The organism is Phormidesmis priestleyi BC1401, assembly GCF_001650195.1.
In the GTDB taxonomy this organism is placed as follows: Bacteria; Cyanobacteriota; Cyanobacteriia; order Leptolyngbyales; family Leptolyngbyaceae; genus Phormidesmis_A; species Phormidesmis_A priestleyi_B.
The window spans coordinates 1-24,239 of the sequence record NZ_LXYR01000064.1; the positions used below are offsets into that span (position 1 = coordinate 1).

Genomic DNA, 24,239 nt, shown 5'->3' on the forward strand with positions numbered 1-24,239 from the left:
CAAGGCTAGAAACAGAACTAACCAGAGGGGATGGCTTTGACCGCGCTTGCTTCGCGGATCGGGAATCGTTTTTAATTGGTCTATGAGGGACATGGACAGCTACTTTTATGATGATTCCAGTCCATCCTCATTTTTCTCTCTAGACCTTGAAACCACCCTGCTCTCTCAAGATACAAGGGGGCATAAGCCGACTCAAACGAAGCGACGAGGATTTGTGCACACGGTAGCACGAGGAAGAAGGGGTTAGAGAACGAGGGCAAACCCGGCTTGTACAATTCCCGAAGTTATTCAATCCACGATCCTAAGACGGCTGATGTTGTACCTGGAGAATGAGATACCCGCGACTCTCTCCGCTTCTTGCAGTAGATGCTAAATCCTGCCAGTCTCTCTATTCTGGTGGTATCCATTAATCAGTAGGCGCATGATGCACTATCTCGGACAACAAATCGAACTAACTCAAGAAAACTCTGGGTGGGTTGGCATTTGGTGGCACTCAGCCGGATATCGCGTAGAAATGGGATTTTTCCCGACTGCGACATCTGCCTGGGATGCGATCGTTGAACTTATTCAGCGTGATTTTGCGGTGAGAGCGCTGTTAGAAGTCGTCGAAGAATGGCTTGACCTGGAGCGGATTGACGATCGCGAATATAGCACCAGCGCAGAAGCCTTAATTGAGTCAGTAATTGCAGTTGAAGGCTAATCTTAGCGAAGATAATCAGGAATCTCAGACGGAACAATCCACTGATAGATCGTGGCGGTTTCTTCGGAGGTCTGCACCATTTGGACGCGGTGAGGTTGCCAATCTCCCATATCAAAATCGTGCGAGAGGATGCAAGTCCCTGGTTTGAGTTGCTGCAATAGCCTGGGTCGAAGTCTAAGATTTAAGTGGGGAAGCAAATAAAGCACTACGATCGTGGCTTCGTAAAAGTCACTCTCAAACAGATTTTGCTGAAGGAACGTGACTCGATCGCTGACTCTCGACTGCTTGGCATTCTCGATCGCTTGACTAATTCTCTGCGGATCGATATCAATGCCCACGCCTCGCGTTCCAAACTTTTGTGCGGCAGCAATCAAAACTCGCCCGTCTCCGCTCCCCAAATCATAGAGAATGTCAGACTCGCAAACTTCTGCCAACGACAGCATTACCTCAACCGCTTCCTGAGGCGTAGGCAAATAGCCAATATCTGGCTTATCGACTTGATTATAATTAGTTTGAGAGAAATTCAATTTTTAATAAGTTGTGTGTGTAGTCTTGAATCAGAAAACGAATTGCTGTATCAAGTAGGCAAATTAATTAGGATGGAAATTCTAGCTCTGTCTGAGTAGAAAGAAACGGTCTACCGATAATAATATTTGGTTCTCCCAACTTTCCAGAAAGCTTAATTAGTTGATCGTCAAAGGTGTCTATGCGACTTACTTTTGCTCTGATTGCAGTTGCTACATGGACTGAATCGTAAGGTTGTAATCCGTGTTCCCAAATGAGTTCTCTTGCCAGTTCAGAAATTTTACGATCTACATCTTGAAGAATGAGCCATTTGTGCATAAAGAATCTTCTGATCCTTTCCTCATCCTCTCTTGAAATAGGCTCTCTCTTCTTTAGTTTAATCACTTCTACTAGTGTAAGCGACGAGGTAACGATCTTGATGTTGCCATTCTCAGCGTGTTTCAACACCGTTACACAATCATCCACTTTATCTGCTTCAGCCTTCAAGTAAGCAAGAAACGTGCAAGAGTCCCAGTAGTGTAAAGGGGTTACCATTAATCGTGATCCTCAGCGAGAATTCCGATCATTTCCTGAATGGTAGGCAACTCGTTCTCACTTGGAAGAGTTTCAATCTCTTGAACCAAGATACTCACACGTTCTCCGTCATTTCTAGATTGAATTAGTCCATATACATAAACTCGCTGACCAAGGCAATCTAACATTCTCTGTGTCATTCCTTTATCAACATTGCACCTGATCAGGCGATCGTTTAGACTAGTGTAGACGTGAAAATATGGATCTTTGTGGATATTCGCTCCGTCAAGACATCCCTCAATCGATCCATAGCTTTCAAACCTTGGTCCTATAATCTCATCTACATTTCTTGCAATATCTTTGGTAATACTAACTACATGAGTTTCACTCCCAAGTTTTAGCACTTGCATTCCGTGATTCAGCTTATTAGCCAGAGATTCAAGCTGTTTCAACGCACGATCAGAGAAGAAGCGGGGACGTTGAGCCTTCTCAGCTAAAACCGAAATTCCCGATTGAATGTTTTCAACTAAGTCGCTTACCGATTTCAGATCAACGTTTGGACTGATTGGAACACCAGAAAAAGTCAGATTTACACTTCCATTACTAACACTTGATATATTCCATTTAACAGACCGCTTGTCGGAGCGAAAGGATTCCTTGTCGATCTCTTCTAAGATTATGGAGAAATAACGCTGGACATCTGAAAAATCTTCAATCGAGATTTCATCACCATCAACCGTAATTGTAATAGTGACGTTGGTCTCCCCATGCTGCCTCTTTGGATTGAGTGCCAAGATAACCTCTTCTCATTGATGTAAGAGAACATAACCCTCTTGACTGAGTGTATCATAAAGATAACAGAATAGTACTTTTGTACTTTGAACTCTTTTCTCTGATCCAGCCTTTGTGCTCAACTCAGTTCTGGGGCGAATGGAAGACGACGGCTTGTTTTCTGTTTAGACGTGGTTTTAGCAAATAGCTTACTCGCTTCTTTAAGGTCTACATTGCCGCCACTGATGATCACTCCAATTCGAGCATCTGGCACCGAAATAATGCCTTCAAGAAGAGCTGCGGCAGCCAAGGCTCCAGTAGGTTCCACCACAATTTTAAGGCGTTCCCACAAAAAGAACATCGTTCGTGAAAGGGCAGCGTCCGAAACCGTTACCATATCATCCACATAGTTCAAAATCAGAGGAAAGGTAAGCTGACCCAGCGATCGAGTCCGGGCACCATCGGCAATCGTCTGAGGATCTTCAACGACTTGCAAGGTTTTGCTGTAGAACGATCGCGTCGCGTCATCCGCCCGTTTTGGCTCTACGCCTACGATTTGACAATTTGGAGCCAGAGCATCGGTGGCGATCGCGCATCCTGACAGCAATCCACCTCCCCCACAGCAGACCAGCAGTACGTCTAACTCGCCCACGTCTTCGATCAGTTCTTTCGCCGTAGTGCCCTGTCCAGCAATCACAGGCGCATAGTCAAAAGGAGGAATCAGAGTCAGCGATCGCTCGTCAGCAATTTGTTGGGTGAGTTCTTCGCGCTTTTGGGTGGCTCGATCGTAGAAAATAATCTCTGCGCCATATTCACGGGTCGCTGCTTGTTTGACCGCAGGGGCATCATTGGGCATGACGATCGTCACGGGGATATTGAGAAGGTCGCCCGATCGTGCCAATGCCTGAGCATGGTTGCCAGAAGAAAACGCTAAAACGCCTCGCTTTTTTTGCTCATCAGACAGTTGCGACAGAGCATTAAAGGCTCCCCGAAACTTAAACGAACCCGTGCGCTGGAAGTTCTCGCACTTAAAGAAAACCTGGCTTTTGGTGCGCTGGTTGACGGTCGTGGAGGTTAAAACAGGCGTGCGATGGGCATTTCCTGACAGTCGTTCTGCGGCAGTTTCGATATCACGATAGGTTGGGGAAAGAGAAGTCCGATCGGTCATAAACCCAAAAATTTCAAGGGATGTTATCTTTTATGACCTTAGCGAAATTCTTGCGTCTACTGACAAAGAGTTGGAAGGACTGGAGCAAAGAAACTTTAATCACTTGAACGCCGCCTTAAAACCAAGCTCAACGCATACAGACTTTTCAATTTCTTCCCAATAAGTGTCTTCTAGAATACCTTGTCTATTCTTGATTCTCCGAGCATCTACAGCCCTCATTTGACTTAAGTTGATATGCCGATCGCCACTCAGTCCATTCTGCGAGGTCGCCATAACATTAACAACAAATGGATAAGTCTTTGTTCCAACTTAAATTGATATGTCGATCGCCATTCAGCCCATTTTGCAAGGTCGGCGCAACATCAACAACAAACGGATGAGTCTTTGCTCCAGGCAATAATGGCGCAACTATTGTTGTCGTCGCACTTTGGTTGCCAACGTCATTTTGCAAAATCAAGCAAGGACGCTCTTTGTCAGTCTCACTCCCGACAACAGGCTTCAGATCGACCCACCATATTTCTCCTCGCCTGTAAATCAATATTCCGTTAGGCATTTAAACCATCGCCTGCTGTAACATCCCAAGCAGAAATCTCTTCTTGAAACTCTGAGTCATTCACCTGCTCTTTGTAAGCATCTTCCAGTTCCTTCATAAAAATCCTCTTCTTTTCTTTCAAGAGAATGTCGTTTATGAAACTGCTGCGATTGTTTGCTAGCTGATCTACAAATTTCAGAACTTCGTCGTCTAAAGTGATGCTGATTTTCTTACTCATCATTTAAGCTGCCTACGACAGTCGAGTAGGATTATACAGTCATACTAGCTAATCCTACAACGATGGTCAATTTATGCCTTTGAACCATTGGCATAAAGAAGCCTAAAAAATGCCTAACAGTTGAGTTCAACGACGACAGATAACTCCCCCATAACCTCTATCCCGTCCGCTGTAAAATTGTTGTGCCGCTGGCTATAGCCCACCGATTAACTTGTAGTGCTCTCGTTTCCACTCTACCCACTGCCTATAAGTTTGAATTTCTAGTGGTGTATTCAAAACTTTAAGCTGTGACCCCGGCGCAGTAAGCAGATCCAAAACTAATTCCTCGTATTCCTCTTGTGTAATCTCGAAAGGTTTCCACGCACAACCTCCACTCATTCCAGCATCATATTGAACTTTTCCATCTAGTAAAATCCCATCAGGGGAAAATCATTCGGCACACCATGTCTCAACAGATCATTCAACACGTTGAGCGGGGGAATAAATGTATGTAAAAATTAAGGCATCTCAAATAGCAAATCCTTTAACGTTCCCCGCATCCACATCCCACCTGCACAATGCATTGTGTAACGCTTGAAGCCTAGCTCTCTCATTCAACTATCACCCTATCAACCACTTTCAAGTCATTATCATTGCAGCCAATGCCGAAGTAGTACAACTTATATTTCTACCGTTTAGACGTATTCCAGACAGGAGATAGTTTACTGAGTGCCACTATCCCGCGTGTAATCGACACAACTCAATCTTTTAGGATTTATACCGAATCAATACTAGATAATTACCAAATTTGGGAATTAAACCAGTGGCTCTTGAGTTGGAGTAGCGAGAGTCTACTGATATCTTGTATGAATCAATCCCTTCGTTTGCTAAATGTTCGGTCTGGATCGACCTCCCAAAAAGGTAGAAATTGATTGAGGTTCTTAAAAGTCTCTGAAAGTGTTGAAGGGAAGAAACCCTTGTTCCCCATTACCTTTCAGAGACAACGGCAATAACGCTGATACCAAACTCTGGTAAACGTTCAACTCTGGCTCAACCCCGCACCGCTTCCACGATTCGTGAAAAATAGAAGCGTCTGCTGGTCATGGCGGTGCGTTGAATCTTGAATCCGCAACTCTCAAACGCTCTGACTACATCCGATTCTCGGTGTTGATAAGCGCGAGTTGCCTTGCTCGGACCGGGAAAAAACTCACCGATCTTCTTCAAAATGGTCAAGAAAAACGTTTTGGGAGCAAAGCTGAGAATCATTCGATCGCTTGCCAAGCTCGTCAAGTTTTTAATCATCTCCATCGCCTGATCGCTAGGGTAGTGAATCAACACATCCAAACAAATCACGCTGTGATAAGTTCCGCCCAACGTCTCTAAATCTTGAACCGAAAAACTTGGGTTTGCCGAAAGCCCGATCGCGACTGCCCGTTCTTTCGCTTCCCCTACCATCTTTTCAGAAATGTCACTCGCCGAAACCGTCGCCCCTGCTTGCGCTAGAGGAATGCTCAGACTCCCGACTCCGCACCCTGCATCGCAAATCGTTAACTCAGCCAGATTGCCATCTGCTTTAAGCCAGCCCAGCACCGTGTCAACCGTTTGCTGATGCCCTGTGCGAATGTCTAACTGAACCTTATTGACTTCACCATCGCCATAGATGCGCCGCCAACGATCGAACCCCGTCGCGTTGAAATAGTCCCGAACAACGGTTTTGTCATCGATTCCGTTCATAAAGCCTGTTTGTGGTTGTCTCAACAGGTTTATCGTAATACTGATCGTGCCTCAACCAAGAACAGAGTGATCGGGTTTGAACAAAAAAGTTGCCCTACTTAAGCACTTAGGGCAAAGGTTTTGCGTATCTTACTGAGAAAAATTTAGAGTTTCATGAAATTTTGATGTAGCTGAAACGACTCTCTCCGTTTGTCGGTTATCCTACGGGTGGGCAAAATCTCAAACAGTCACTTGTTAACCATCTCAACCATGTTTAACTGCAAATCAGTGAATCTGTGAGGCTATTTTTGCTTTGACAAGTCAATCTGAGTATCTTGGGGGCACCTATAAAGTGCCCCTTTTCTACCGGAAAAACAAACTTCTACTTCTACTTTTCTAAGTGCAGTTTAAGCGTAGCCACACACTAGAACTGCCTAAAATGAGACAGAATCCAATCTGGCACAACAAAAGATTTCTAACCTTTATAGTCTTTCCCAAGTCAAGGCACCCGTAGCCAGATGCAATCTCCATTGCAGCAAGTGTGCAGGCTGATTGAGATAGTCCTCTGATTGGGCGATCGCTCGTCTCGGTGCGGTTGTTGCCAGCGCGATCGCGTGTCCCACGTCACAGATGCCCCACTTGACTAAATTCTGCGCTCCGACTAAAAGCGGCAGGGTTGTTCCTGCCAGAGTTCCGTCTAGCAATCGGGCTGTGCCGTGCTGCACCTCAATTTGGCGGGTGTCCCAAGGATATCTGCCGTCGGGCAACCCCAGGGGTGACAAGGCATCACTCACCAAGAAGATGCCCCGATCGTACTGACTCGCTTTCAGCACCAGATCGAGCATGATGGGCGAAACGTGTTGACCGTCGGCAATTAGACCACAGTAGACATCGGGGTGCACGATCGCGGCTCCTAACAGCCCTGGCTCTCGGTGGTGAAGGCTAGGCATTGCGTTAAAAGCATGAGTCACCATTGAGGCTCCTTGAGAAAAGGCTTGCTGCGCTTGGGCTGCCGTTGCCTGAGAGTGACCGAGGCTGACGATAATTCCCAGCGATCGCAGATAGGCGATCGCGTTGCCAGTCGGGTCAAGTTCGGGGGCGAGGGTGATGACTTTGACGACAGAAGCGTAGTCTCCCAAAGTGCGTTTGACGTGCTCGATCGTAAGCGGCAGCAGATGTTCGGCAGGGTGAGCACCGCGCTTTTCGGGGTTGAGAAACGGTCCTTCGAGATGGACTCCGAGAATTTGAGAGGACGGAAAATTTGATAGGACGGAGAGCGATCGCTGAATGTTCTCAACCGAAGTTGTGACGATCGTGGGCAAAAATCCATCAACGCCCTGGTTCCAGAGAAATTGCCCGATCGCCTCTAATTTGTCACAATTCTCGTCACTCAAATCTGGAAAAGCTAAACCCAATGCCCCATTGATTTGCAGATCGATTCCGCCTAATGAAATCCAGTCACCTGAGACATTAAGAACGGGTAGATTCTTTTGTAGTCGGATGGTGTTGGGAAGAATTTCACGAATGATACCCTTTTGAATGCAAATCTGCTGCAATTCTTGATAACCAGGCACTTGGGCGTTGAGAATCCACACGTCGTCAAGCATGAGCGATCGTCACCGAAAACTTACGTCTTCAATCCTCGCATAGCTAAAGTTCTAATAAAACTTTCAACTTTTGAGCGAGAGCCGATTTTCCAAAATGCTCTAAAACGGTTTGTCTAAGCCAGACTCCTTTACATCGCGGATCTTCACCCTTGAGAATTTCGATGCAAGCCGCCGCCACCGCAGCCGGATCTCGATGGGGCACCCGCCAACCCAATTTTCCATCCTGTAACGGATCAGCCGAACCGTCTGCGTCACCTGACAAAACGGGAACTCCACACGCCATTGCTTCGAGATAGACGATGCCAAAGCCTTCCTGGGAAGGCATGATATAGGCATCAGCAAGGCGATAATGGTCGGCTAACGCTTCAGTTGGGACAAATCCAGCGAAGATGACGCGATCGCTCACTCCCAAATCTTCTGCCAGTTGAGCCAATCGCGGCTGGTCGTCTCCTCGTCCGATCACCAGATATTTGACTTGAGGGAAACTCTGAATAATTTCAGGCAATGCCCGAATCGTGACATCCACCCCTTTGTAAGGATCGCCTGACCACAGTCGCGCAACGGTCATCAAGACTTTGGCTCCGGCTAACTGGTAGCGCTCTATTAAATCTGACGATTTGATGCCAGGAGTAAACGCGTCTCCATCGACGATACAAGGCAGGAGATCGACGCGACTTAGATCAAGGGCATTCGCGAGACAGAGACGATCGCGAGAATAGCGGCTAATGGTCCACACGCGATCGGCGTGCTGAAGAGCTTTTTGTTTGATGGCTGGAAGCGTGTCCCAAACTTCTTTGCCATAGGTCAAGACGGTGTAAGAAATTCCCAACGGTTTACACAGGGTTTGAATCAACGGCGCTAAGTTGATGTGACCACAAAACACGCGCTGAGGACGATTTTTGAGCAGGTAAGCAAATAGAGCGATTGCCAGACGAGTTCGCCCGATCGCGGCATTCTGAGATTTGAAATAGTGAAACTCGATCGCACTCGACTCAAACGGATTCTCGACCTCCGCGCCATCTCTCAATAGAAAAACATCTGCCTTCTCTGTGGAATACGCTTGCAGAATGTCTTTGACATAAGACTGAATTCCACCTTCGCAGGAGAAGATCTCTAGAAAAACAAAAACGGGCTTTTTAAGCGATGAATGAAGGACGAGGGATGAATTGTGCCGAGTCTCGATCGCTAGATTTGTAGACTTTAATTTTGCCGCCTGCAACTCATCCTTCATCCTTCATTCCTCATGCTTTAGGGCGCGCTTGCTTCAACATATCAATCAATGTATGATGCGCGTCTTCAGCATCTTTTAGCTCATGGTCAAATGGAATCCGCAATGATACGGGTTCGCCCTTGATTTGGGCATTGAGATCCATTCCTTGAGCATCGATCGCTGCCATTTCTGCGCTCGTTGCCTCGTTCGCTTGCCCGTATGCAGTCGCATAGAGCAAAACGGCTGAGGCGTGATCGTCGTTCATGTGTTTGCAGATGCGATCGCTGACGGCTTTAGAAAATACTTCGCTGCTGGTTTCTGACATGGTTGCTCTCTCTAATCCACTGTCAAAAATCATAGCAAGTCAAGGAGGATTGAATCTGGATTTTGCACGCTCTGAATCAAGGTCGCAAAGGTGCCTTCAACACTAAGTATCGGTGCAGAGAGGGCAACCGACGGGTTACCTTCCCCACGTCGCAAACAATCCGACGGCGGCTGCAAGCATGACAGCGGTTGCCAACCAGCCCATAATCTTCAAGCGTCGAGGAATCGTAAACTGCCCCATCACATCAGAATTAGTTGCCATAAGCATCATGACTATCATTACTGGAACTGCCAGCACCCCGTTAATCACGGCAGTCCAAAACAGGGCTTTGATCGGATCAATGGAGGTGAAGTTTAACCCTAACCCAATTAAAGTTGAGACCGCCAACACACTATAGAATCGCTTAGCTTGCAGTGCCTTCCGCTCTAGACTGGCACGCCACCCAAACGCCCCACTCACCGCGTAAGCGGCTGACCCTGCCAACACCGGAACTGCCAGCAATCCAGTTCCCACAATTCCGGCTGCAAACAGCAGAAAAGCAAAATCACCTCCAACAGGGCGGAGAGCTTCTGCTGCCTGAGAAGCGGTTTCAATGTTGGTCTTGCCATAAGCATTTAAAGTCACCGATGCGGTCAGGATGATAAAAAACGCAATGATGTTAGAGACTGCCATCCCAATGTATGTGTCAGCTTTAATCCGTTGAAATTCTTCATCTGCATCACCCGGAGACCGATTGAGCGCGTCTGCGATCGGGTTACTGTCAATTTCCTCCACTTCTTCCGAGGCTTGCCAAAAAAATAGGTAGGGACTGATCGTCGTCCCCAACACGGCAATGAGAGCAGTTAGATAGTCAGCCTTAAACGAAATGTTAGGGACAAACGTTTCTTTAAGGGCTTGACCCCATGGGACGTGTACTACAAAGACTGTGGCGACATATGCCAGTAACACCAACGTCATCCACTTGAGAATCGCCGCATACTTGTTGTAGGGCACAAAAACTTGCAGCAGCAATGAGGTAAGAGCGAACAACACAGCGTAGAGCGGAGCAGAGCCACCAATGAGTAGCTTTAAGGCGGCTCCCATTGCACCGATGTCCGCTCCAATATTGATGACGTTCGCGATTAGTAATAACCCGACGACAATATAAGTCAACCATCGAGGGTAATAGCGACGCATATTTCCAGCAATCCCTCGCCCTGTAACGCGTCCAAGTCGAGCGCTAATCTCCTGGATTGCAGCCATCAATGGATAGGAGAATAGCATCGTCCAAAGCATTCCATAGCCGAACTGAGCGCCGACTTGAGAGTAAGTGCCAATCCCACTGGGGTCGTCGTCTGATGCACCTGTAATCAGCCCCGGACCTAACTGTTGAAGTAAGTTTTTCTTAGAAGTTCTAGTTTTTTTGGATTGATTTTTAATATTGTTCATACTTCGGACTTTTAGCGTAGGGTGATTTTCACTATAGTTAAGATCTTAATACCTCATCTAAAACTTCCCTTGTTAAGAGTAGAGAAGCTTAGAAAGCTGGCTTTTTCGTTCTAGAATCAGCTGATTGAGATGGGTGCCGATTAACTCACTTCTTGTAGTCGTTAACTCGTTATATGGCAGGAAAATTCTGAAGGCATTGAGTTGACCGCGTTTAGTGAGCGATCGCCGTTTCCAATACATAATTCTGGCACGCCTCAATTAAGCCCTCAAGCCCCTGCACGATTTGAATGTTGGTGTTGAGTCGATCGGCAAGTTCTTCGACTCGCATATCGTCTAGAAAACGAGTATCGTCATGTTTGAGCATTAGAGAAGGCAACAAAATCCCATCGCCTAAATCTTGTCCTTGCAAGGCTTGCAGAATATCCTGTCCGGTCAGTAGCCCTGTGACTGTGATCGTTTGTCCCCAATAGTGGCTGTTGAGTGCCACCATTCGTACGGTGAGTCCTTGCACTTGATTGAGACGCTGCAAAATTGGCTGAAAGGCTTGCTCGACTGCGTTGCCGACAATCCAAATGAGGGTGCGATCGGGCACAACTCTTTTGGGTAATCGCTTAGATGCCGACTTAAATTGCTTAAGAAACTGCCGAATAGAGCCAACTCCATTGCCGATTTGCGGATAGTCTTCATAGTGCGACTCTGGCGGCAACGCTTGCCCCGCAATCAAAAACCATTCATCCGCTAACCACGCAAACGTCGAGCCAAACTGCTGCTGAAACTGTTGCTGAAGCCCTTGCACTTGGGCGATCACCTCTTGCGCTTTCTCACGAGTTACCGGAATCAACTCATCTTCATGGGGACGAAAGCGTGTCAACCCCACAGGCACGATCGCCACCGATGCAACCGCAGGAATATCTTGACGGTGAAACGCGGCTAAATCTAACAGAGTGCGCGTCAAATGGTCGCCATCATTGATGTTAGGGCAAAGCACCACCTGAGCGTGAATCTGCAACTGGCGTTCTTGAAACCACTGCAACTGCTGCAAAATCTGACCCGCACGCGGATTCTTAAGCAACCGATTTCTCACCTCTGGCTCAGTCGCATGAACTGAGACAAACAAAGGAGAAAGCCGCATTTGCTCAATGCGCTGCCACTCTCGCGACGTGAGATTTGTCAGCGTCAAATAGCTGCCGTAGAGAAAGCTGAGGCGATAATCATCGTCTTTGTCGTAGAGCGTTTCCCGCATTCCGGGAGGCTGCTGATCGATAAAGCAAAACGGGCAGCGATTCGTACACTGCATCAGCCCGTCGAATAGGGCGGTTTCAAACTCCAGTCCTAAATCTTCGTCGTAATCTTTCTCAATTTCGACCTGATGAGTCTTGCCTTTGGTGTCCAACACTTCCAGATCTAGCACTTCATCGGCACAGAGAAACTGATAATCGATCAAATCACGAGGCGGTTGCCCATTGATTGACACCAAGCGATCGCCCGCTTCAAAGCCAATTTCTGCGGCGATCGAGTCTGGCGAAACCGCCGTGATTAACGCTGGACGAATAGAAGACTCGCTCATGAGAAACGCCTGGAATGCTGAGATCTTCAGTCTACCAATTTAGGCATTTTTCAACACATTCGTCGCGATCGCCACCAGCAGCGTCGCCCCAAATGCCAGCCGATACCACACAAAAACCAGCGTGTTTTTGGTTTGCAGATATTTCAGCAACCAGGCGATCGACAGATAAGAAAAGATAAACGCCGAAACAATGCCAACTAACAGAGGAATCAAATCATCGACGTTGCCAAACGCTTTTCGGGATTGATAGAGGCACGCGATCGTTAACGTCGGAATGCCTAATAAGAACGAAAACCGGGCGGCTGTCTGTCGCTCTAATCCTAAAAACAAAGCGACGGTTAGAGTCGAACCCGATCGCGATGCCCCTGGAAATAGCGCAATCATCTGTCCCAAACCGACTAAGATGCCGTCTTTAATTTCTAAGCCATCAAATCCTCGTTTATGGGTGCCGATTTTTTCTGCCAGTCCGAGCAGTAGCGCCATGACGATCGACATCACCGCAATCACTAGCGGACTCTCTGACAGCTTATCTTTGAGCAGCAAGCCCCCAACCAGCGCAGGCACTGTTCCGACCGCAATGCCGACTAACAGTTTCCACTCTTCTCGCTCCCAGTCTTTTTGCTGAAAGGCTGACAAGCCGCCAGTCAAAATCTGCTGAATGTCTTTCCAGAAGTACATTACGACCGCGATTACACTGCCAAACTGAATCGCATCAATGAAGTATTTTTGCTGTGACCAGTGAAACACGTCTCGAAAAATCAGCAGGTGAGCGGTGCTGCTAATTGGCAAAAATTCGGTGATACCTTGAACGATACCGAGCACGATCGCCTGAAAGATTCCAACCAGCAAATTGCTGCCATTCGAGGCGGTGGGATCTGGGATGCCGAGCAATGATTGTCCAGAATGCCAGAGACTACTCCAATTAAAAGTAACCGTTAACCAGTCGAGGCTGAGTCCAAAACCTTCCATGCGTCCATTCCTTTGATGATTTTAGTGAGCAGTCATTGAGATTCTATGGCTGTCTTCGCATCAAGACACAGCGTATCCGAAAGATATGACTTTCCGGTTCAGATTTAATGACGCTCAATAAAATCTCATTCGCCCAGACGCGCACACCTCTCAAAATTCCGCTACGATAAAGTGAATGCCCAGGGGGGGGATATTTCTGAAGGTTGGTTTTGCTGAATCCCTTCTAAACTCTTCAGTTTCCCTGTGGTAATGTTAATTAACGTAAACAAATCTAACTAATAGTCAAGATATTTTGATTTCCTATCCGCCCACTCCCAACGCTGTTTGCCCCGCTTCAGTGACTGAAGTAGTCATTCCTTCATCTGAGACTGTTTCTATTGCTCAACGCTGGCTGGTTTTTGGCGGAGCGATTTTTCTAGTCTCAGTGCCCGTATTTTTTGAAGCTCCTTTAGTCCGATCGCTGCCCTGGCTGAGTTTGGCAGCAACCGCAGGCTGGGTCTGGTTAAGCATAATTCTTTCGGCTAAACCCAAAACTCAAGTCTGGGGAGAGTTGCTGACAGGCTTCACCTGGACGTGGCTAGCGGGTTCCCTTTATTGGGGATGGCTGCGCTGGGAGCCGACCTTGCACTTGCCGATCGAAGCGATTGCGCTCCCGATCGCTCTGTGGGGTTTGAGTCGCGGCTGGTGCAAAGTTGGTAACTTCTTTTATCTCGGTTCGCTCTTTGGGACGATCGTCACTGACATCTATTTTTATCTGGCTGATCTGATCCCCTACTGGCGGCAGGTGATGCTCGTCGAACCTGATATGGCTCAGACAGTCCTTCGCCAAGCCGTTGCTCAGGTGCATACTCCCTGGGGGCTTTCGTGGGTAGCTGTTTTAGCAACATTGCTTCTAAGTGTTGGCATTATTTCTTCTCGCTCACAAAAACTGCACTGGCTGGCGTTTAGTGGCGCAGTTCTGAGTACAATCTTGGTAGATAGTTTATTTTGGCTGGCTGCCTCCTTTGCGTGAGGTTTGGCTGAGTTAGATTGACTAAAACGGTTGGAAACTGGATTCTCAATGCTGAGGGTTTGATCATTAATTGCTTAAAGATGCTTAGGTGATCTATTTTCAATCGCGATAGCTGGCGCTTTTTTGTTGTGTCATGCTGCATCATAAGAAAGGATTTATTTTCTTCTCAGCCTGTGGTGACTTTGCAACCCACTCCGCATCTCGTATTAAGAACAGACTCAGGAAGTCGTCAGTTTTCGATGACTAGCGGCAACTGTTGGACCGTTGGACGTAGCGAAGATAACAATGTCGTTCTGTCCGATCGTTGGATTTCGCGCAACCACGCGATGGTGCAGTCAATGGAGACAGGCGAGTTTTACCTGATCGATTTGGGAAGTCGCAACGGCTCTTTTCTCAATGGTCGGCGTGTCAGCATTCCGGTCACGCTGCAAAACGGCGATCGGCTGACATTTGGGCAAACCGAGCTTGAGTTCTACTGTCCGGCTCATCGCCCGGTTGATGCCTCCTTAGGGATGGATTCCAAAGAATTTACGGCGACTGCCACGCTGCACATTCGTCGGTTAATCTCCGTTTTGGTCGTAGACATTCGAGATTTTACGGGGCTGACTCGTCAACTCGATGAAAAGCTGCTTTCAGAAGTGATTGGCACCTGGTTTCGTCGAGCGGGAGACATCATTCGTGAATATGGAAGCTGGGTTGATAAATATATTGGCGATGCCGTGATGGCAGTCTGGATTCATGGAGCACAAGGCATTGACCGAGATGAAATGCTGCGGATCGTTCAGGCTGTGAATGCACTACACGCCATGACCAGCAGTCTCCATCATCAATATCCTCTGCCATTTCCGCTCAAAATTGGAGCCGGGATCAATACAGGCTATGCAATGGTGGGCAACACAGGGAGCGGAGATCGACCTGACTACACCGCTTTGGGCGACACGGTGAATGCGGCATTTCGATTAGAGTCTGCCACTAAGCAAATTGGTTTAGACATCGCCCTGGGTGAAACCACTTATCATCACTTGTCTACGCTCATAGCAGATGCCAACTTTTTTGAGCAATATAACGTTCACCTCAAAGGCTATGATGCCCCGACTCCCACTCATGCCTGCTCGTTTGCAGATCTCGACGCTTTCTTACAAACTAAACATGAAAGTGTGGATGAGACGTAAATGAGGGGTTAGCCCGATCGGGCTTCGCCTCTAGAAGTCAATGAGACGTTTGTAGCACTGAGATGATAGGCTCTAATAAAAGCTGTGTAGAGAGCCTGCTCGATCCGAATGGGAGGGAAAATCCACTATGAAACGTTTAGTCCGCTTTGTCGCCACTTTGAGCCTGATCATGAGCTGTTTAGGTTGGTTAGGGTCGTCTCAAACTGCTTTAGCCGCTAACTTCAGCGGTCTCGGTTTTGCTTCACGTCCGTCTAGTCTGCTGGCAGAAGAGACAACTGGGTCGCTTCGGAATGCTGTCGAAGATAAGATGGCGACGGCATTTGGTAAAAAGATTGACTTAAATAACACCAATTTGCGGGCTTTCCGGCAATTTCCGGGAATGTATCCAACCTTGGCAAGCATCATTTTTAAGAATGCTCCCTATGAAAAGGTTGAAGATGTTCTAGACATTCCTGGATTGACTGAGAAACAGAAAGAGACACTTCAGTCAAACATGAAGAACTTTGTCACCAGCGAAGTTTCTAAAGAACTTACAGAAGGGAACGATCGCATCAATAACGGCATTTACCGCTAGATTAAGATCGCTTTAAACAATTCTCTTTGACTCACATTTGTGCTCGATCGCTCTCTGCGCTATGGGTTTATCCAAGATGTTTTCTCTGGCTCGACCTACTTGCAGGGAGCCTTTTTTATCGTTAGCTCACTATGTCAGATTTCAGTTTAGACGGGTCTGAACGCCTTGATATTCCCGATCGCTTTGATGTCCTTGTAGTGGGTGCGGGTGCTGCTGGGTTATATACAGCGCTGTGTCTGCCCGCTCATCTTCGCGTTGGGCTGATTACAAAAGATGCCCTATCCCGATCTGCCAGCGACTGGGCACAGGGGGGAATCGCAGCGGTAGTTGACTCCCACGACTCGACAGCGTTGCACCTTGAAGACACGCTAAAAGCGGGAGCCGGACTGTGTGACTATGACGCGGTTAAATTTTTGGTCGAGAATGCCGCGACGTGCATTCACAATTTGGTAGAGATGGGGGTTGCGTTCGATCGTGACGGGTCTAATCTCGCCCTCACTTTAGAGGCGGCTCATTCTCGTCGGCGAGTTCTTCATGCGGCTGATACGACGGGTCGCGCCGTGGTGACCACTCTGACAGAACAGGTTCTCAGCCACAAAAATATTCAGATTCTCTCTCAAGCCTTCGTGCTGGATCTTTGGCTCGATCCCCAAAGTCAGCGCTGCCAGGGAGTCAGCCTGATTTATCAAGGGCAAGTTTGTTGGATTCGGGCAGGAGCCGTTGTTTTAGCGACTGGAGGCGGCGGACAAGTCTTTGCTCAAACGACTAATCCTGCTGTGAGCACGGGGGATGGGGTGGCGATCGCCCATCGAGCCGGAGCGACTCTGCGAGATTTAGAATTTGTGCAGTTTCACCCCACGGCTCTGACAAAAGCGGGTGCACCTCGATTTTTGATTAGCGAAGCGGTGCGCGGGGAAGGGGCACATTTAGTCGATCGACACGGGCATCGCTTTGCCTTTGACTATCACCCGGCTGGAGAGCTTGCGCCTAGAGATGTGGTGAGTCGGGCAATCTTCAATCACCTGCAAAAAACAGAGGCAGACCCCGCGATCGCCAATGTTTGGCTAGATTTGCGCCCCATTCCTGCGGAAACCATTCGGCATCGGTTTCCTAATATCATTCAAGTCTGTCAGCACTGGGGCATTAATGTCTTTCAAGAGCCGATCCCGGTTGCTCCGGCTGCCCATTATTGGATGGGAGGAGTCGAAGCAGATATTCTGAACCAGACGAGCATTTTAGGTCTGTATGCAGTGGGCGAGACCGCCAGCACGGGCGTTCATGGAGCCAACCGACTCGCCAGCAATTCTTTATTAGAATGTCTGGTGTTTGGGGCGCAACTGACACATCTCAAAATAGAGAGTGATCCACTCAAACGTGACGAAGCATCGGATAGTCCGAATACATTTCATTTCCTAGAGCCTTTTGAATTAGATAAGATTCAAACGCTTCGTGCAGAATTGCCTAAACTGATTTGGCAAAATGCAGGAATTTGCCGTGAGGAAATGACGTTAGACAAGGCGATCGCGCAAGTTAAAGTCTGGCGGCAAGAATTTTTTCAACTCTCGCTCAGTCAAGCCCTGATCAGCCTCAACTCCGCTAATACGATCCGGTTTGCTGCTGACGCAGACCCTTCCTTAAAGGCGTGGGGAGAATTGTATAACTTACTAGATGTTGCCGATCTGATTCTCAAAAGTGCTCAGTTCAGAACCGAGAGCCGGGGAGGGCACTATCGATCGGACTATCCCCGACCTTCTTCTGATTGGCAAGTTCATACTGTGGTGCAGGGCGATCGCTGGGACATCGCTCCTGTAAAGGTCTGACTTATAGATATTTCTGAACGACTTCCCACCCCGTCAACGACACGAAAACGAACGCCACACAGAGTAGAGCATTTACGCCAATGTGAAGGGGACGCGCCCACGGACGATCGGGGCTAATCTGCACCGCACTCCAAGCCGAGATCAGCACCAGTTCCACGACACCAATTCCGATCGGTAGGTGGGTCGAATGTCCCAAACTGCCATAGTGACCCAGCGTGCCCACGATACCGATCGCCAACAGCAGCAGCACCAGCAGCGACATTGCGGCACCGCTCCAAAAATGCAGCGGACGCACCCATAACCGCTGTCCGCCTTGAGATCGTGCTGCAACCATGCTCACTCCAGTCGCGGCTTGTACGAGATAAGCTACGATCGCCAAACCCATTGACCACGCTGCAATTTTCCAGAGCCAGATGAAAGAGGGCAAATCCAAGGTTTTAAGTCCTGCACGTTACCTCTCTATCTTCCTCAAAAAAGTCAGAAATTGATTGGATTATCGGTTTGAATTCGATCAATTCAGTCTACGGAGGTTAAAACCGTCAGCCTCGGCTCGCTCACTTGAGGTTCGTCTCCGATCAGGGTTCCTTCGTTTCTTTGCTCTAACTCTTGCTCAGGAGTCGGTTTGCTCACAGTTGCCGCTTCTTCTGGAACACTAAGACTAGAACACGCGATCGTATCGGATAGGATAGCACTCGCCATCATGCCAGTATGAATCTCAAGATGGGCATCTGAGAGTGCCTCAAAAAGCAACCGTTGACCCGGAAAGACAACGCGCTCAAAATACCAGTTAGGGATGTTTGTAATTCGAGCGATCTGAATCTGGTTGGTTGCGTTGACGTAGCAGCAAAGAAAGCGATCGCTGCTCTCAGATGGGATGGGATCAAAGACCTGAGCCATAAGTCTAATGGGGTACTCCAACCTTAAAGGTGGTTATCAGAAAAACCCTAACACCATGCGATCCCTGGTAACTGTAAACATCATTACCAACTGCCTCTCTCATAACTAATTCTTTCTTAAGGTAGAGCGACGTTAAGAATTTTCTCTTGACGATTACCCAAACAGAGGCAGTACTGGGGATCGCTTATCCAGCCTGATCCTTTGAAATCTTTAGAAGTTTAAGCTCAGACCATGCAGAAGATGAGCGTCGGTGGTATCGTAAAGTTATATGAAAATAGTTTTCAGAATCTCCGTAAGAGTTTTGCCTTAAACCTACCTTCCCAGCAAGTGCCACTCAGATAGCATCTTCAAAAACGCAGAGTGGAACCTTGAGAAGCACGTTTTCCTTACATTGACTCTCTTTCACTCAATTCGGCTAAAACACCCTTTCTCAGTAGCTTAACTGCAATGGAAAATCGGATTCTTTACGTTCGCCTTCCCTGTAACCCCATCTTTCCGATCGGTGTGGTTTATCTAGCTGATCATATTCATAAGCAGTTCCCTGACGTTGAGCAGAAGATTTTCGATCTGGGTACGGTTCCTCCGCTAGACTTCAATGCTGCCTTAGATGAATGTGTTGACGAGTTTAAACCAACTCTATTAGTGTTTTCTTGGCGCGATATTCAGATTTATGCCCCCGTCGATGGACGAGGTGGAAACCCTCTACAGCATACCTTTGAGTTCTTTTACTCCTTAAATCCTTTAGTCAAAGCGAGAGGGGCGGTCGGCTTACTGCGAATTGCCTCTGGCTACTATGGTGAGCTTTGGCGGAACATTAACCTAATTAAGCGGGGGGTTAGTCGGGCTAAACAGCACAATCCGGGCGCTCGTGTGGTCGTGGGCGGCGGTGCGGTCAGCGTCTTCTATGAGCAAATCGGCAAGAGCTTACCAAAGGGTTCGATTGTTTCGGTCGGTGAAGGCGAATCGCTGCTAGAGAAGATGATGCGGGGGCAAGATTTTCAAGACGAGCGGTGTTACATAGTGGGCGAGACCAAGCCTCGCGATCGTTTAGTTCACGAAGTTCCCGCCAACATTGAGAAGACTGCCTGCAACTACGATTACATTCAAACGATCTGGACTGAGTTTGAATATTACTTTCAGTCACGAGACTTTTATGTGGGCGTGCAAACCAAGCGGGGATGTCCTCACAACTGCTGCTACTGCATCTACACCGTGATCGAAGGCAAGCAGGTGCGGATCAACCCGGCTCACGAGGTTGTGTCTGAGATGCGACAACTCTACGATCGCGGCATTCGCAATTTTTGGTTTACCGACGCGCAACTCATCCCGGCTCGTAAATATATGGATGACGTGATCGAGCTACTCCAAAAAGTTCTCGACGCGGGCATGAAAGACATTCATTGGGCAGCCTATATTCGGGCAGACAATCTGACTCCCGAACTGTGCGATTTGATGGTCAAGACTGGAATGAACTACTTTGAGATTGGCATCACGAGCGGATCGCAAGAGTTAGTTCGTAAAATGAGAATGGGCTATAACCTGAGAACCGTCTTAGAGAACTGCCGAGACTTAAAAGCTGCTGGGTTCAATTCTCTGGTTTCAGTCAATTATTCGTTTAACGTGATTGATGAGAGTCACAACACGATTCGTCAAACGATCGCCTATCACCGAGAGTTAGAGAAGATCTTCGGTGCAGATAAAGTAGAACCCGCTATCTTCTTTATCGGACTTCAGCCCCATACTCACTTAGAAGAATATGCGTTCAAGAACAATATTCTCAAGCCAGGATATGACCCGATGAACATCACGCCCTGGTCAATCCGCAAGCTTTTCTGGAACCCTGAACCCCTTGGCTCCTTCTTTGGTGAAGTGTGCCTTCAGGCATGGAAGCGAAACCCCAACGATTTTGGGCGAGAAGTGATGAGTATTCTAGAAGCAAGACTGGGACGAGCCGAGTTAGAGGAAGCGCTCTCTGCCCCGATCGAACCCAAACAGCAAGCATTGGCAGGTGTTGGAGTAGGAAAGTAATGTTAGAAGGTTCAATTCTGCACGAGTTGGGAGTTTCCCACGAAACAGGAGACGGTGGGAAGCGTCCTCTTAATTTCGGTGTTTACTATAAAAATACGCTGGTTTCTCTGTGTCACGCCCTAGAGGATTGCATTCTCACTTGCAGCAGCGCTCCTCTCGTTGTGACGGCGTTTCAAAGAGGTAAATGGTATCTCCAAGAAGCCGATCGCTACTCAGAGTTAGCCGACTACTCTCAGCAAGTCGTGCTGATGGCATCTCATGATGCAGGTTTTGCCGAGCATCCGACTAGCCAAAAGCCAAATGTCTCCCTCGTCGAGCTTGAACCGACCGATCCCGTCGCTCAAGAGTGGCACCTGATGATTTTGGCTCCTACCTATACCGCAATGGTGCTGTGTCAAGAGCTTTCGGTTGCTGACTATGGAGTTGGTGGAGTTCCCGCAGAAGACTTAGAGCGAAAGTTCTATGGGTTTTGGACGTTTGAATCGGGCTTAGTTCGAGAAACCGTCGAGTTAGCGATCGCCCACATCGGACGCTACAATCCAGAACTTCAGCAGCAACTTACCGCTAGAGTCGAAGCGATCGCGGCAGAGGCACAGACTAGCGATCGAGATGACATCTACACCGCCGTCTCACGGGTCATGGAATACTTACAAACGGGTCAGGCTGATCTGAACCAGCAGCCAGAGTATGGGTCTGCTCCACAGCGTCACCAGTCTCTCGACAACAATCTGGTTTCTAATGAGCTACAAGCCTTCTTGCGATTAGCACAACTCATCGATCAAACCGATCTCAGCAACCCAATGGCAGCCGCAGAAGTTGCCACTTTATCAGAAGCGATGGGTCAATTGCTTGATCTTCCTAGCTGGCAGTTAAATCGCCTTCGTCTCGCTAGTTTGCTGCATCGACTTGCCTTCTTGCAGCGATCGGACAGCGTTCTGAGTGCCAGCAGCTTTACCCGCTACTCCAACGATGAGACGGATGTACCGCCTAGCTGCCCGATCGTTCCAGGAGCGCAAATTCTTCGCACTATGCAGCGCTTGAAAGCGATCGCTACCATCATCAACCACCAATCTGAGCGATGGGACGGTCACGGACAACCCGCCGGGCTTTCAGGAGATGATATTCCTCTAGAGTCACGAATTTTGGGGCTTGTCGTTGAGTTTCAGCAGCACCTAGCCGACTTGCGGAATCGTTCTGAAGCTCAACCCGATTCTGAAGCTTATTTCATGAAAGCATTAGAGGCGTGTCAAGACGAACAGGACGATCGCTTCGACCCCAAACTGGTGGACGCTCTGGCACTGCTAGCAGCGGGAATGCAGCAGGGCTTAAGCCTATCGATTAGTTTCCCTAAAATCGCGGCGGGTATGTGGCTATTAGATTCTCACTCAGATGAAGACCTTCTCAATCTGATTGAGCCATCTCAGCAAGCAGGTAGTTTGGTAACAGAGCAGGTTTAGCACAATGGATGTTCAAGCAGTTCGATCGGGCAAACTCAAACTCTCAGCAGGTGCCGACTTGCAAGACGAAGATCTGTCTCAGGCAGATTTGAGCGGCATGAATTTGGCAGGGGCTAAACTCGCGGGGGCTGATTTGACGGGTGCTAAACTCGCGGGGGCATCTTTAGACGGCGCAAATTTGATTGGTAGCCAACTGGTTGGGGCTGATCTGCGAGCGAACCTGACGGGTGCTAATCTGATGCAAGCTGATTTGACCGAAGCAGATTTACGAGGCAGCAACTTGAGAGGTGCCAACCTAATGCGCGCTCGGCTAACTCGCGCTGCGCTCACGGGAGCGTTTTTGAGTGGTGCAAACTTAATGGGTGTCAGCTTTCAAGGGGCTGATTTACGCGGAGCAGATCTGCGCGGTGCGAATCTGAGTGGTGCTAATCTCCACGGGGCAAACTTGAGTCAAGCAGACCTCCAAGGCGCACTGCTCTCAGAAGCGAATTTAGAAGAAGCAGACCTCCAAGGCGCAAATTTGGCAGGCGCAAATTTGGCAGGCGCAAACCTACTGTGTGCAGACTTGAAAAACGCAAATTTGGACGGAGTGAATTTTGCCGGAGTTTGCCTCATCGGAACTCATTTAGATGAGCCAACTAAGCCTCCGGCAAAGCAATAGACCGCGATGCTGCAAATCTCATTCCTAGCGCGATCGTTCCTAGTGCAGCTATCCCCGTCAAACTCGCTAACGGATTACCACTAATCCCGGTTAACCAGTCAGGCACTTGATTTGAATACTGAATCAGTTGCCCCACGTTGACGATGTAATAACCCCACACTAACCCACCGTGTAGCCCGATCGAGAGTCCCAATCTGCCCCGACTGGCGCGTTTTGCCAACACCAGCGCCAGACCTAAAAGGATAAGTGCGGGAACTTGCGCGATCGATCTGGGGGCGTGCAGCAAAGCGTAGACGATCGCGCAAATCCACATCGCTTTTTTTGAACTGTAATCTCGCTGCAACTCATCTAGCAGCCAGCCTCGAAACAAAAGCTCCTCAGCAAAGCCGAATCCTAGACCTGTCAGTGAGCCTTCTAAAATCATGCGAGGCAGAGACGGCTGAGGAGGTAACCATATGACCCAACCAAAAATGCCTTGAACAGTAAACATTAACAGGAGGCTAGTTAGTCCGATCGCTAACCCCGTCAGTAAATTAATGCCATTTCTGCGGGTTCTAACCAGACCGTATCGTTTGAGTAAATCTGGCTGGTCGTAAACATACCGTCCCCATAAGCGCACTAAGACAATGAACTCTGCGTAGAGCAAAACCAGAGTGACGATCGAAGCCGTATTTGCATCGTGAACGAGCCAATTGGTTAGCCCAACAAGCGGTGTCCATATCAGCAAAAGTAGCAACAGAAATACCCCGATCCGAAGGGGAGCAGGGTAAGTAGACAATTGTTTAATCCGAGACTTCAATTTTTTGCTTTTTATTCGTCGGGTTCGATCGTACTCTCTAACCCATTCGCTTTGAGCGTCTCGCTGTAAAACTCTGCATGTTCTTGAGCACACGAAATCACCAGTGCAAGCCCATTTGTGTGAGCCTCCATCATGATGTTTACTGCCTGTGGCTGGGTTAAGCTGGGCACCGTTTTTGTGAGAACCTGCACCACATGCTCCATCGAGTTGTAATCATCGTTATGAAGCAAAACCCGATAGCGAGGCGCAAGCTTTCGTGATGTTGAACGCTTTTCAATAGTTTCAACAGACACAGTTCTATCCTCTCCGTAAGCTATCAACGACTAGTTAAGAGACCAACGCCTTACGATAACGACTTTTTCTGCCACTTGCAACACTGTAGTTCACAAGATTATATGGACTTAGCCTACAGGCTATGAAAGAAAAAGTCTTAACGAATGGCTCTTTTCTAGGTTAGCGCTTCTTTACAGAAATTAGTTATAGCGGTCGCCAAGACTGATAGGACATAGACTGAAGGAAGTCCAACTCAAGACAACCCATTGATGTCAAAACCCTACAGCTACGACCTGCGTCA

The 24,239-nt window shown here is 48.2% G+C and carries 26 protein-coding genes; 8 read left to right on the forward strand and 18 right to left on the reverse strand.

The features are described 5' to 3' along the window. The first annotated feature begins 421 nt into the window (after window positions 1-421). On the forward strand, window positions 422-700 hold the full coding sequence (locus tag A8707_RS22125) for a hypothetical protein (RefSeq protein ID WP_068819357.1): 279 nt from the start codon (window positions 422-424) through the stop codon (window positions 698-700). Between the two features lie 2 nt (window positions 701-702). On the opposite strand, the gene A8707_RS22130 is transcribed toward A8707_RS22125, so the two are convergent. The 14 genes from A8707_RS22130 to A8707_RS22195 all read right to left on the reverse strand — a co-directional run bounded on the left by A8707_RS22130 (window position 703) and on the right by A8707_RS22195 (window position 13,245). Further along, window positions 703-1,227 (reverse strand): SAM-dependent methyltransferase, encoded by a 525-nt coding sequence (locus tag A8707_RS22130; protein ID WP_068819358.1) that lies wholly within the window; start codon window positions 1,225-1,227, stop codon window positions 703-705. Between the two features lie 67 nt (window positions 1,228-1,294). Then, complete coding sequence (locus tag A8707_RS22135) at window positions 1,295-1,759, reverse strand: type II toxin-antitoxin system VapC family toxin (protein ID WP_068819359.1); 465 nt, start codon at window positions 1,757-1,759, stop codon at window positions 1,295-1,297. Further along, a complete protein-coding gene (locus A8707_RS22140; RefSeq protein ID WP_068819360.1) occupies window positions 1,759-2,532 on the reverse strand; it encodes a hypothetical protein in 774 nt (257 codons plus the stop codon). Before A8707_RS22140 ends, A8707_RS22135 begins: the two co-directional genes overlap by 1 nt. A gap of 116 nt (window positions 2,533-2,648) precedes the next feature. Beyond that, entirely contained in the window at window positions 2,649-3,677 is a 1,029-nt protein-coding gene (locus tag A8707_RS22145; protein WP_068819361.1) for a threo-3-hydroxy-L-aspartate ammonia-lyase, read from the reverse strand. 99 nt (window positions 3,678-3,776) lie between these two features. After that, window positions 3,777-3,950: a type II toxin-antitoxin system PemK/MazF family toxin gene (locus A8707_RS30715; RefSeq protein WP_156518820.1), complete on the reverse strand. Its 174-nt coding sequence runs from the start codon at window positions 3,948-3,950 to the stop codon at window positions 3,777-3,779. Window positions 3,951-3,954: 4 nt separating this feature from the next. Beyond that, the gene (locus tag A8707_RS28555) at window positions 3,955-4,230 is read right to left on the reverse strand and encodes a type II toxin-antitoxin system PemK/MazF family toxin (RefSeq protein ID WP_156518821.1); all 276 of its coding nucleotides are present in this window, start codon (window positions 4,228-4,230) and stop codon (window positions 3,955-3,957) included. Next, a complete protein-coding gene (gene mazE / locus A8707_RS22155) occupies window positions 4,223-4,450 on the reverse strand; it encodes a type II toxin-antitoxin system MazE family antitoxin (protein ID WP_231948345.1) in 228 nt (75 codons plus the stop codon). Before mazE ends, A8707_RS28555 begins: the two co-directional genes overlap by 8 nt. A 1,026-nt stretch (window positions 4,451-5,476) precedes the next feature. After that, on the reverse strand, window positions 5,477-6,160 hold the full coding sequence (gene bchM, locus A8707_RS22165) for a magnesium protoporphyrin IX methyltransferase (RefSeq protein WP_068819363.1): 684 nt from the start codon (window positions 6,158-6,160) through the stop codon (window positions 5,477-5,479). A 461-nt stretch (window positions 6,161-6,621) separates the two neighbouring features. Further along, window positions 6,622-7,746 carry an N-acetylglucosamine-6-phosphate deacetylase gene (gene nagA / locus A8707_RS22170; RefSeq protein ID WP_068819364.1) on the reverse strand — a complete coding sequence of 375 codons (1,125 nt, stop codon included), beginning with the start codon at window positions 7,744-7,746 and terminating at the stop codon, window positions 6,622-6,624. A 43-nt stretch (window positions 7,747-7,789) separates the two neighbouring features. After that, window positions 7,790-8,977: a glycosyltransferase family 4 protein gene (locus A8707_RS22175; protein WP_082906457.1), complete on the reverse strand. Its 1,188-nt coding sequence runs from the start codon at window positions 8,975-8,977 to the stop codon at window positions 7,790-7,792. Window positions 8,978-8,987: 10 nt separating this feature from the next. Beyond that, window positions 8,988-9,281: a DUF2470 domain-containing protein gene (locus A8707_RS22180; RefSeq protein WP_068819379.1), complete on the reverse strand. Its 294-nt coding sequence runs from the start codon at window positions 9,279-9,281 to the stop codon at window positions 8,988-8,990. 135 nt (window positions 9,282-9,416) lie between these two features. After that, the gene (locus A8707_RS22185; RefSeq protein ID WP_068819365.1) at window positions 9,417-10,709 is read right to left on the reverse strand and encodes an Nramp family divalent metal transporter; all 1,293 of its coding nucleotides are present in this window, start codon (window positions 10,707-10,709) and stop codon (window positions 9,417-9,419) included. A 211-nt stretch (window positions 10,710-10,920) separates the two neighbouring features. Further along, entirely contained in the window at window positions 10,921-12,276 is a 1,356-nt protein-coding gene (locus A8707_RS22190) for a TIGR03279 family radical SAM protein (RefSeq protein ID WP_068819366.1), read from the reverse strand. A 39-nt stretch (window positions 12,277-12,315) separates the two neighbouring features. Beyond that, window positions 12,316-13,245, reverse strand: coding sequence for an undecaprenyl-diphosphate phosphatase (locus tag A8707_RS22195; protein WP_082906458.1), 930 nt, complete (start codon window positions 13,243-13,245; stop codon window positions 12,316-12,318). A gap of 337 nt (window positions 13,246-13,582) precedes the next feature. Here A8707_RS22195 and A8707_RS22200 point away from each other — a divergent pair, with 337 nt between their 5' ends. From A8707_RS22200 to nadB, 4 genes are all read left to right on the forward strand, one after another. Beyond that, a complete protein-coding gene (locus A8707_RS22200) occupies window positions 13,583-14,257 on the forward strand; it encodes a DUF3120 domain-containing protein (protein WP_231948347.1) in 675 nt (224 codons plus the stop codon). 239 nt (window positions 14,258-14,496) lie between these two features. Then, window positions 14,497-15,429, forward strand: coding sequence for an adenylate/guanylate cyclase domain-containing protein (locus tag A8707_RS22205; protein WP_197484964.1), 933 nt, complete (start codon window positions 14,497-14,499; stop codon window positions 15,427-15,429). A 127-nt stretch (window positions 15,430-15,556) separates the two neighbouring features. Then, entirely contained in the window at window positions 15,557-16,003 is a 447-nt protein-coding gene (gene psbU, locus A8707_RS22210) for a photosystem II complex extrinsic protein PsbU (RefSeq protein WP_068819368.1), read from the forward strand. A gap of 131 nt (window positions 16,004-16,134) precedes the next feature. Further along, window positions 16,135-17,823 (forward strand): L-aspartate oxidase, encoded by a 1,689-nt coding sequence (nadB, locus tag A8707_RS22215; RefSeq protein ID WP_068819369.1) that lies wholly within the window; start codon window positions 16,135-16,137, stop codon window positions 17,821-17,823. A 1-nt stretch (window position 17,824) separates the two neighbouring features. Here the strand turns inward: nadB and A8707_RS22220 are convergent, their stop codons facing one another. Together A8707_RS22220 and A8707_RS22225 are read right to left on the reverse strand one after the other, a co-directional pair. Beyond that, window positions 17,825-18,256 (reverse strand): DUF4079 domain-containing protein, encoded by a 432-nt coding sequence (locus A8707_RS22220; protein ID WP_068819370.1) that lies wholly within the window; start codon window positions 18,254-18,256, stop codon window positions 17,825-17,827. Window positions 18,257-18,339: 83 nt separating this feature from the next. Then, window positions 18,340-18,720, reverse strand: a complete 381-nt coding sequence (locus tag A8707_RS22225) for a DUF1830 domain-containing protein (RefSeq protein ID WP_068819371.1) — start codon at window positions 18,718-18,720, stop codon at window positions 18,340-18,342. 447 nt (window positions 18,721-19,167) lie between these two features. On the opposite strand from A8707_RS22225, the gene A8707_RS22230 reads away from it, so the two are divergent. From A8707_RS22230 to A8707_RS22240, 3 genes are read left to right on the forward strand one after another with little or no spacing between them, the layout of a single operon-like run. Then, window positions 19,168-20,748, forward strand: a complete 1,581-nt coding sequence (locus tag A8707_RS22230) for a photosystem II high light acclimation radical SAM protein (RefSeq protein WP_068819372.1) — start codon at window positions 19,168-19,170, stop codon at window positions 20,746-20,748. Further along, window positions 20,748-22,205, forward strand: coding sequence for a DICT sensory domain-containing protein (locus A8707_RS22235; protein WP_068819373.1), 1,458 nt, complete (start codon window positions 20,748-20,750; stop codon window positions 22,203-22,205). The genes A8707_RS22230 and A8707_RS22235 overlap by 1 nt, the downstream gene beginning before the upstream one ends. Window positions 22,206-22,209: 4 nt before the next feature. Continuing rightward, window positions 22,210-22,866 carry a pentapeptide repeat-containing protein gene (locus A8707_RS22240; RefSeq protein ID WP_068819374.1) on the forward strand — a complete coding sequence of 219 codons (657 nt, stop codon included), beginning with the start codon at window positions 22,210-22,212 and terminating at the stop codon, window positions 22,864-22,866. On the opposite strand, the gene A8707_RS22245 is transcribed toward A8707_RS22240, so the two are convergent. Together A8707_RS22245 and clpS are read right to left on the reverse strand one after the other, a co-directional pair. Further along, entirely contained in the window at window positions 22,844-23,593 is a 750-nt protein-coding gene (locus A8707_RS22245) for a CPBP family intramembrane glutamic endopeptidase (RefSeq protein WP_231948349.1), read from the reverse strand. The two genes, A8707_RS22240 and A8707_RS22245, sit on opposite strands and share 23 nt — an antisense overlap. A gap of 83 nt (window positions 23,594-23,676) precedes the next feature. Further along, the gene (clpS, locus tag A8707_RS22250; RefSeq protein WP_068819376.1) at window positions 23,677-23,958 is read right to left on the reverse strand and encodes an ATP-dependent Clp protease adapter ClpS; all 282 of its coding nucleotides are present in this window, start codon (window positions 23,956-23,958) and stop codon (window positions 23,677-23,679) included. Window positions 23,959-24,239: the final 281 nt, after the last annotated feature.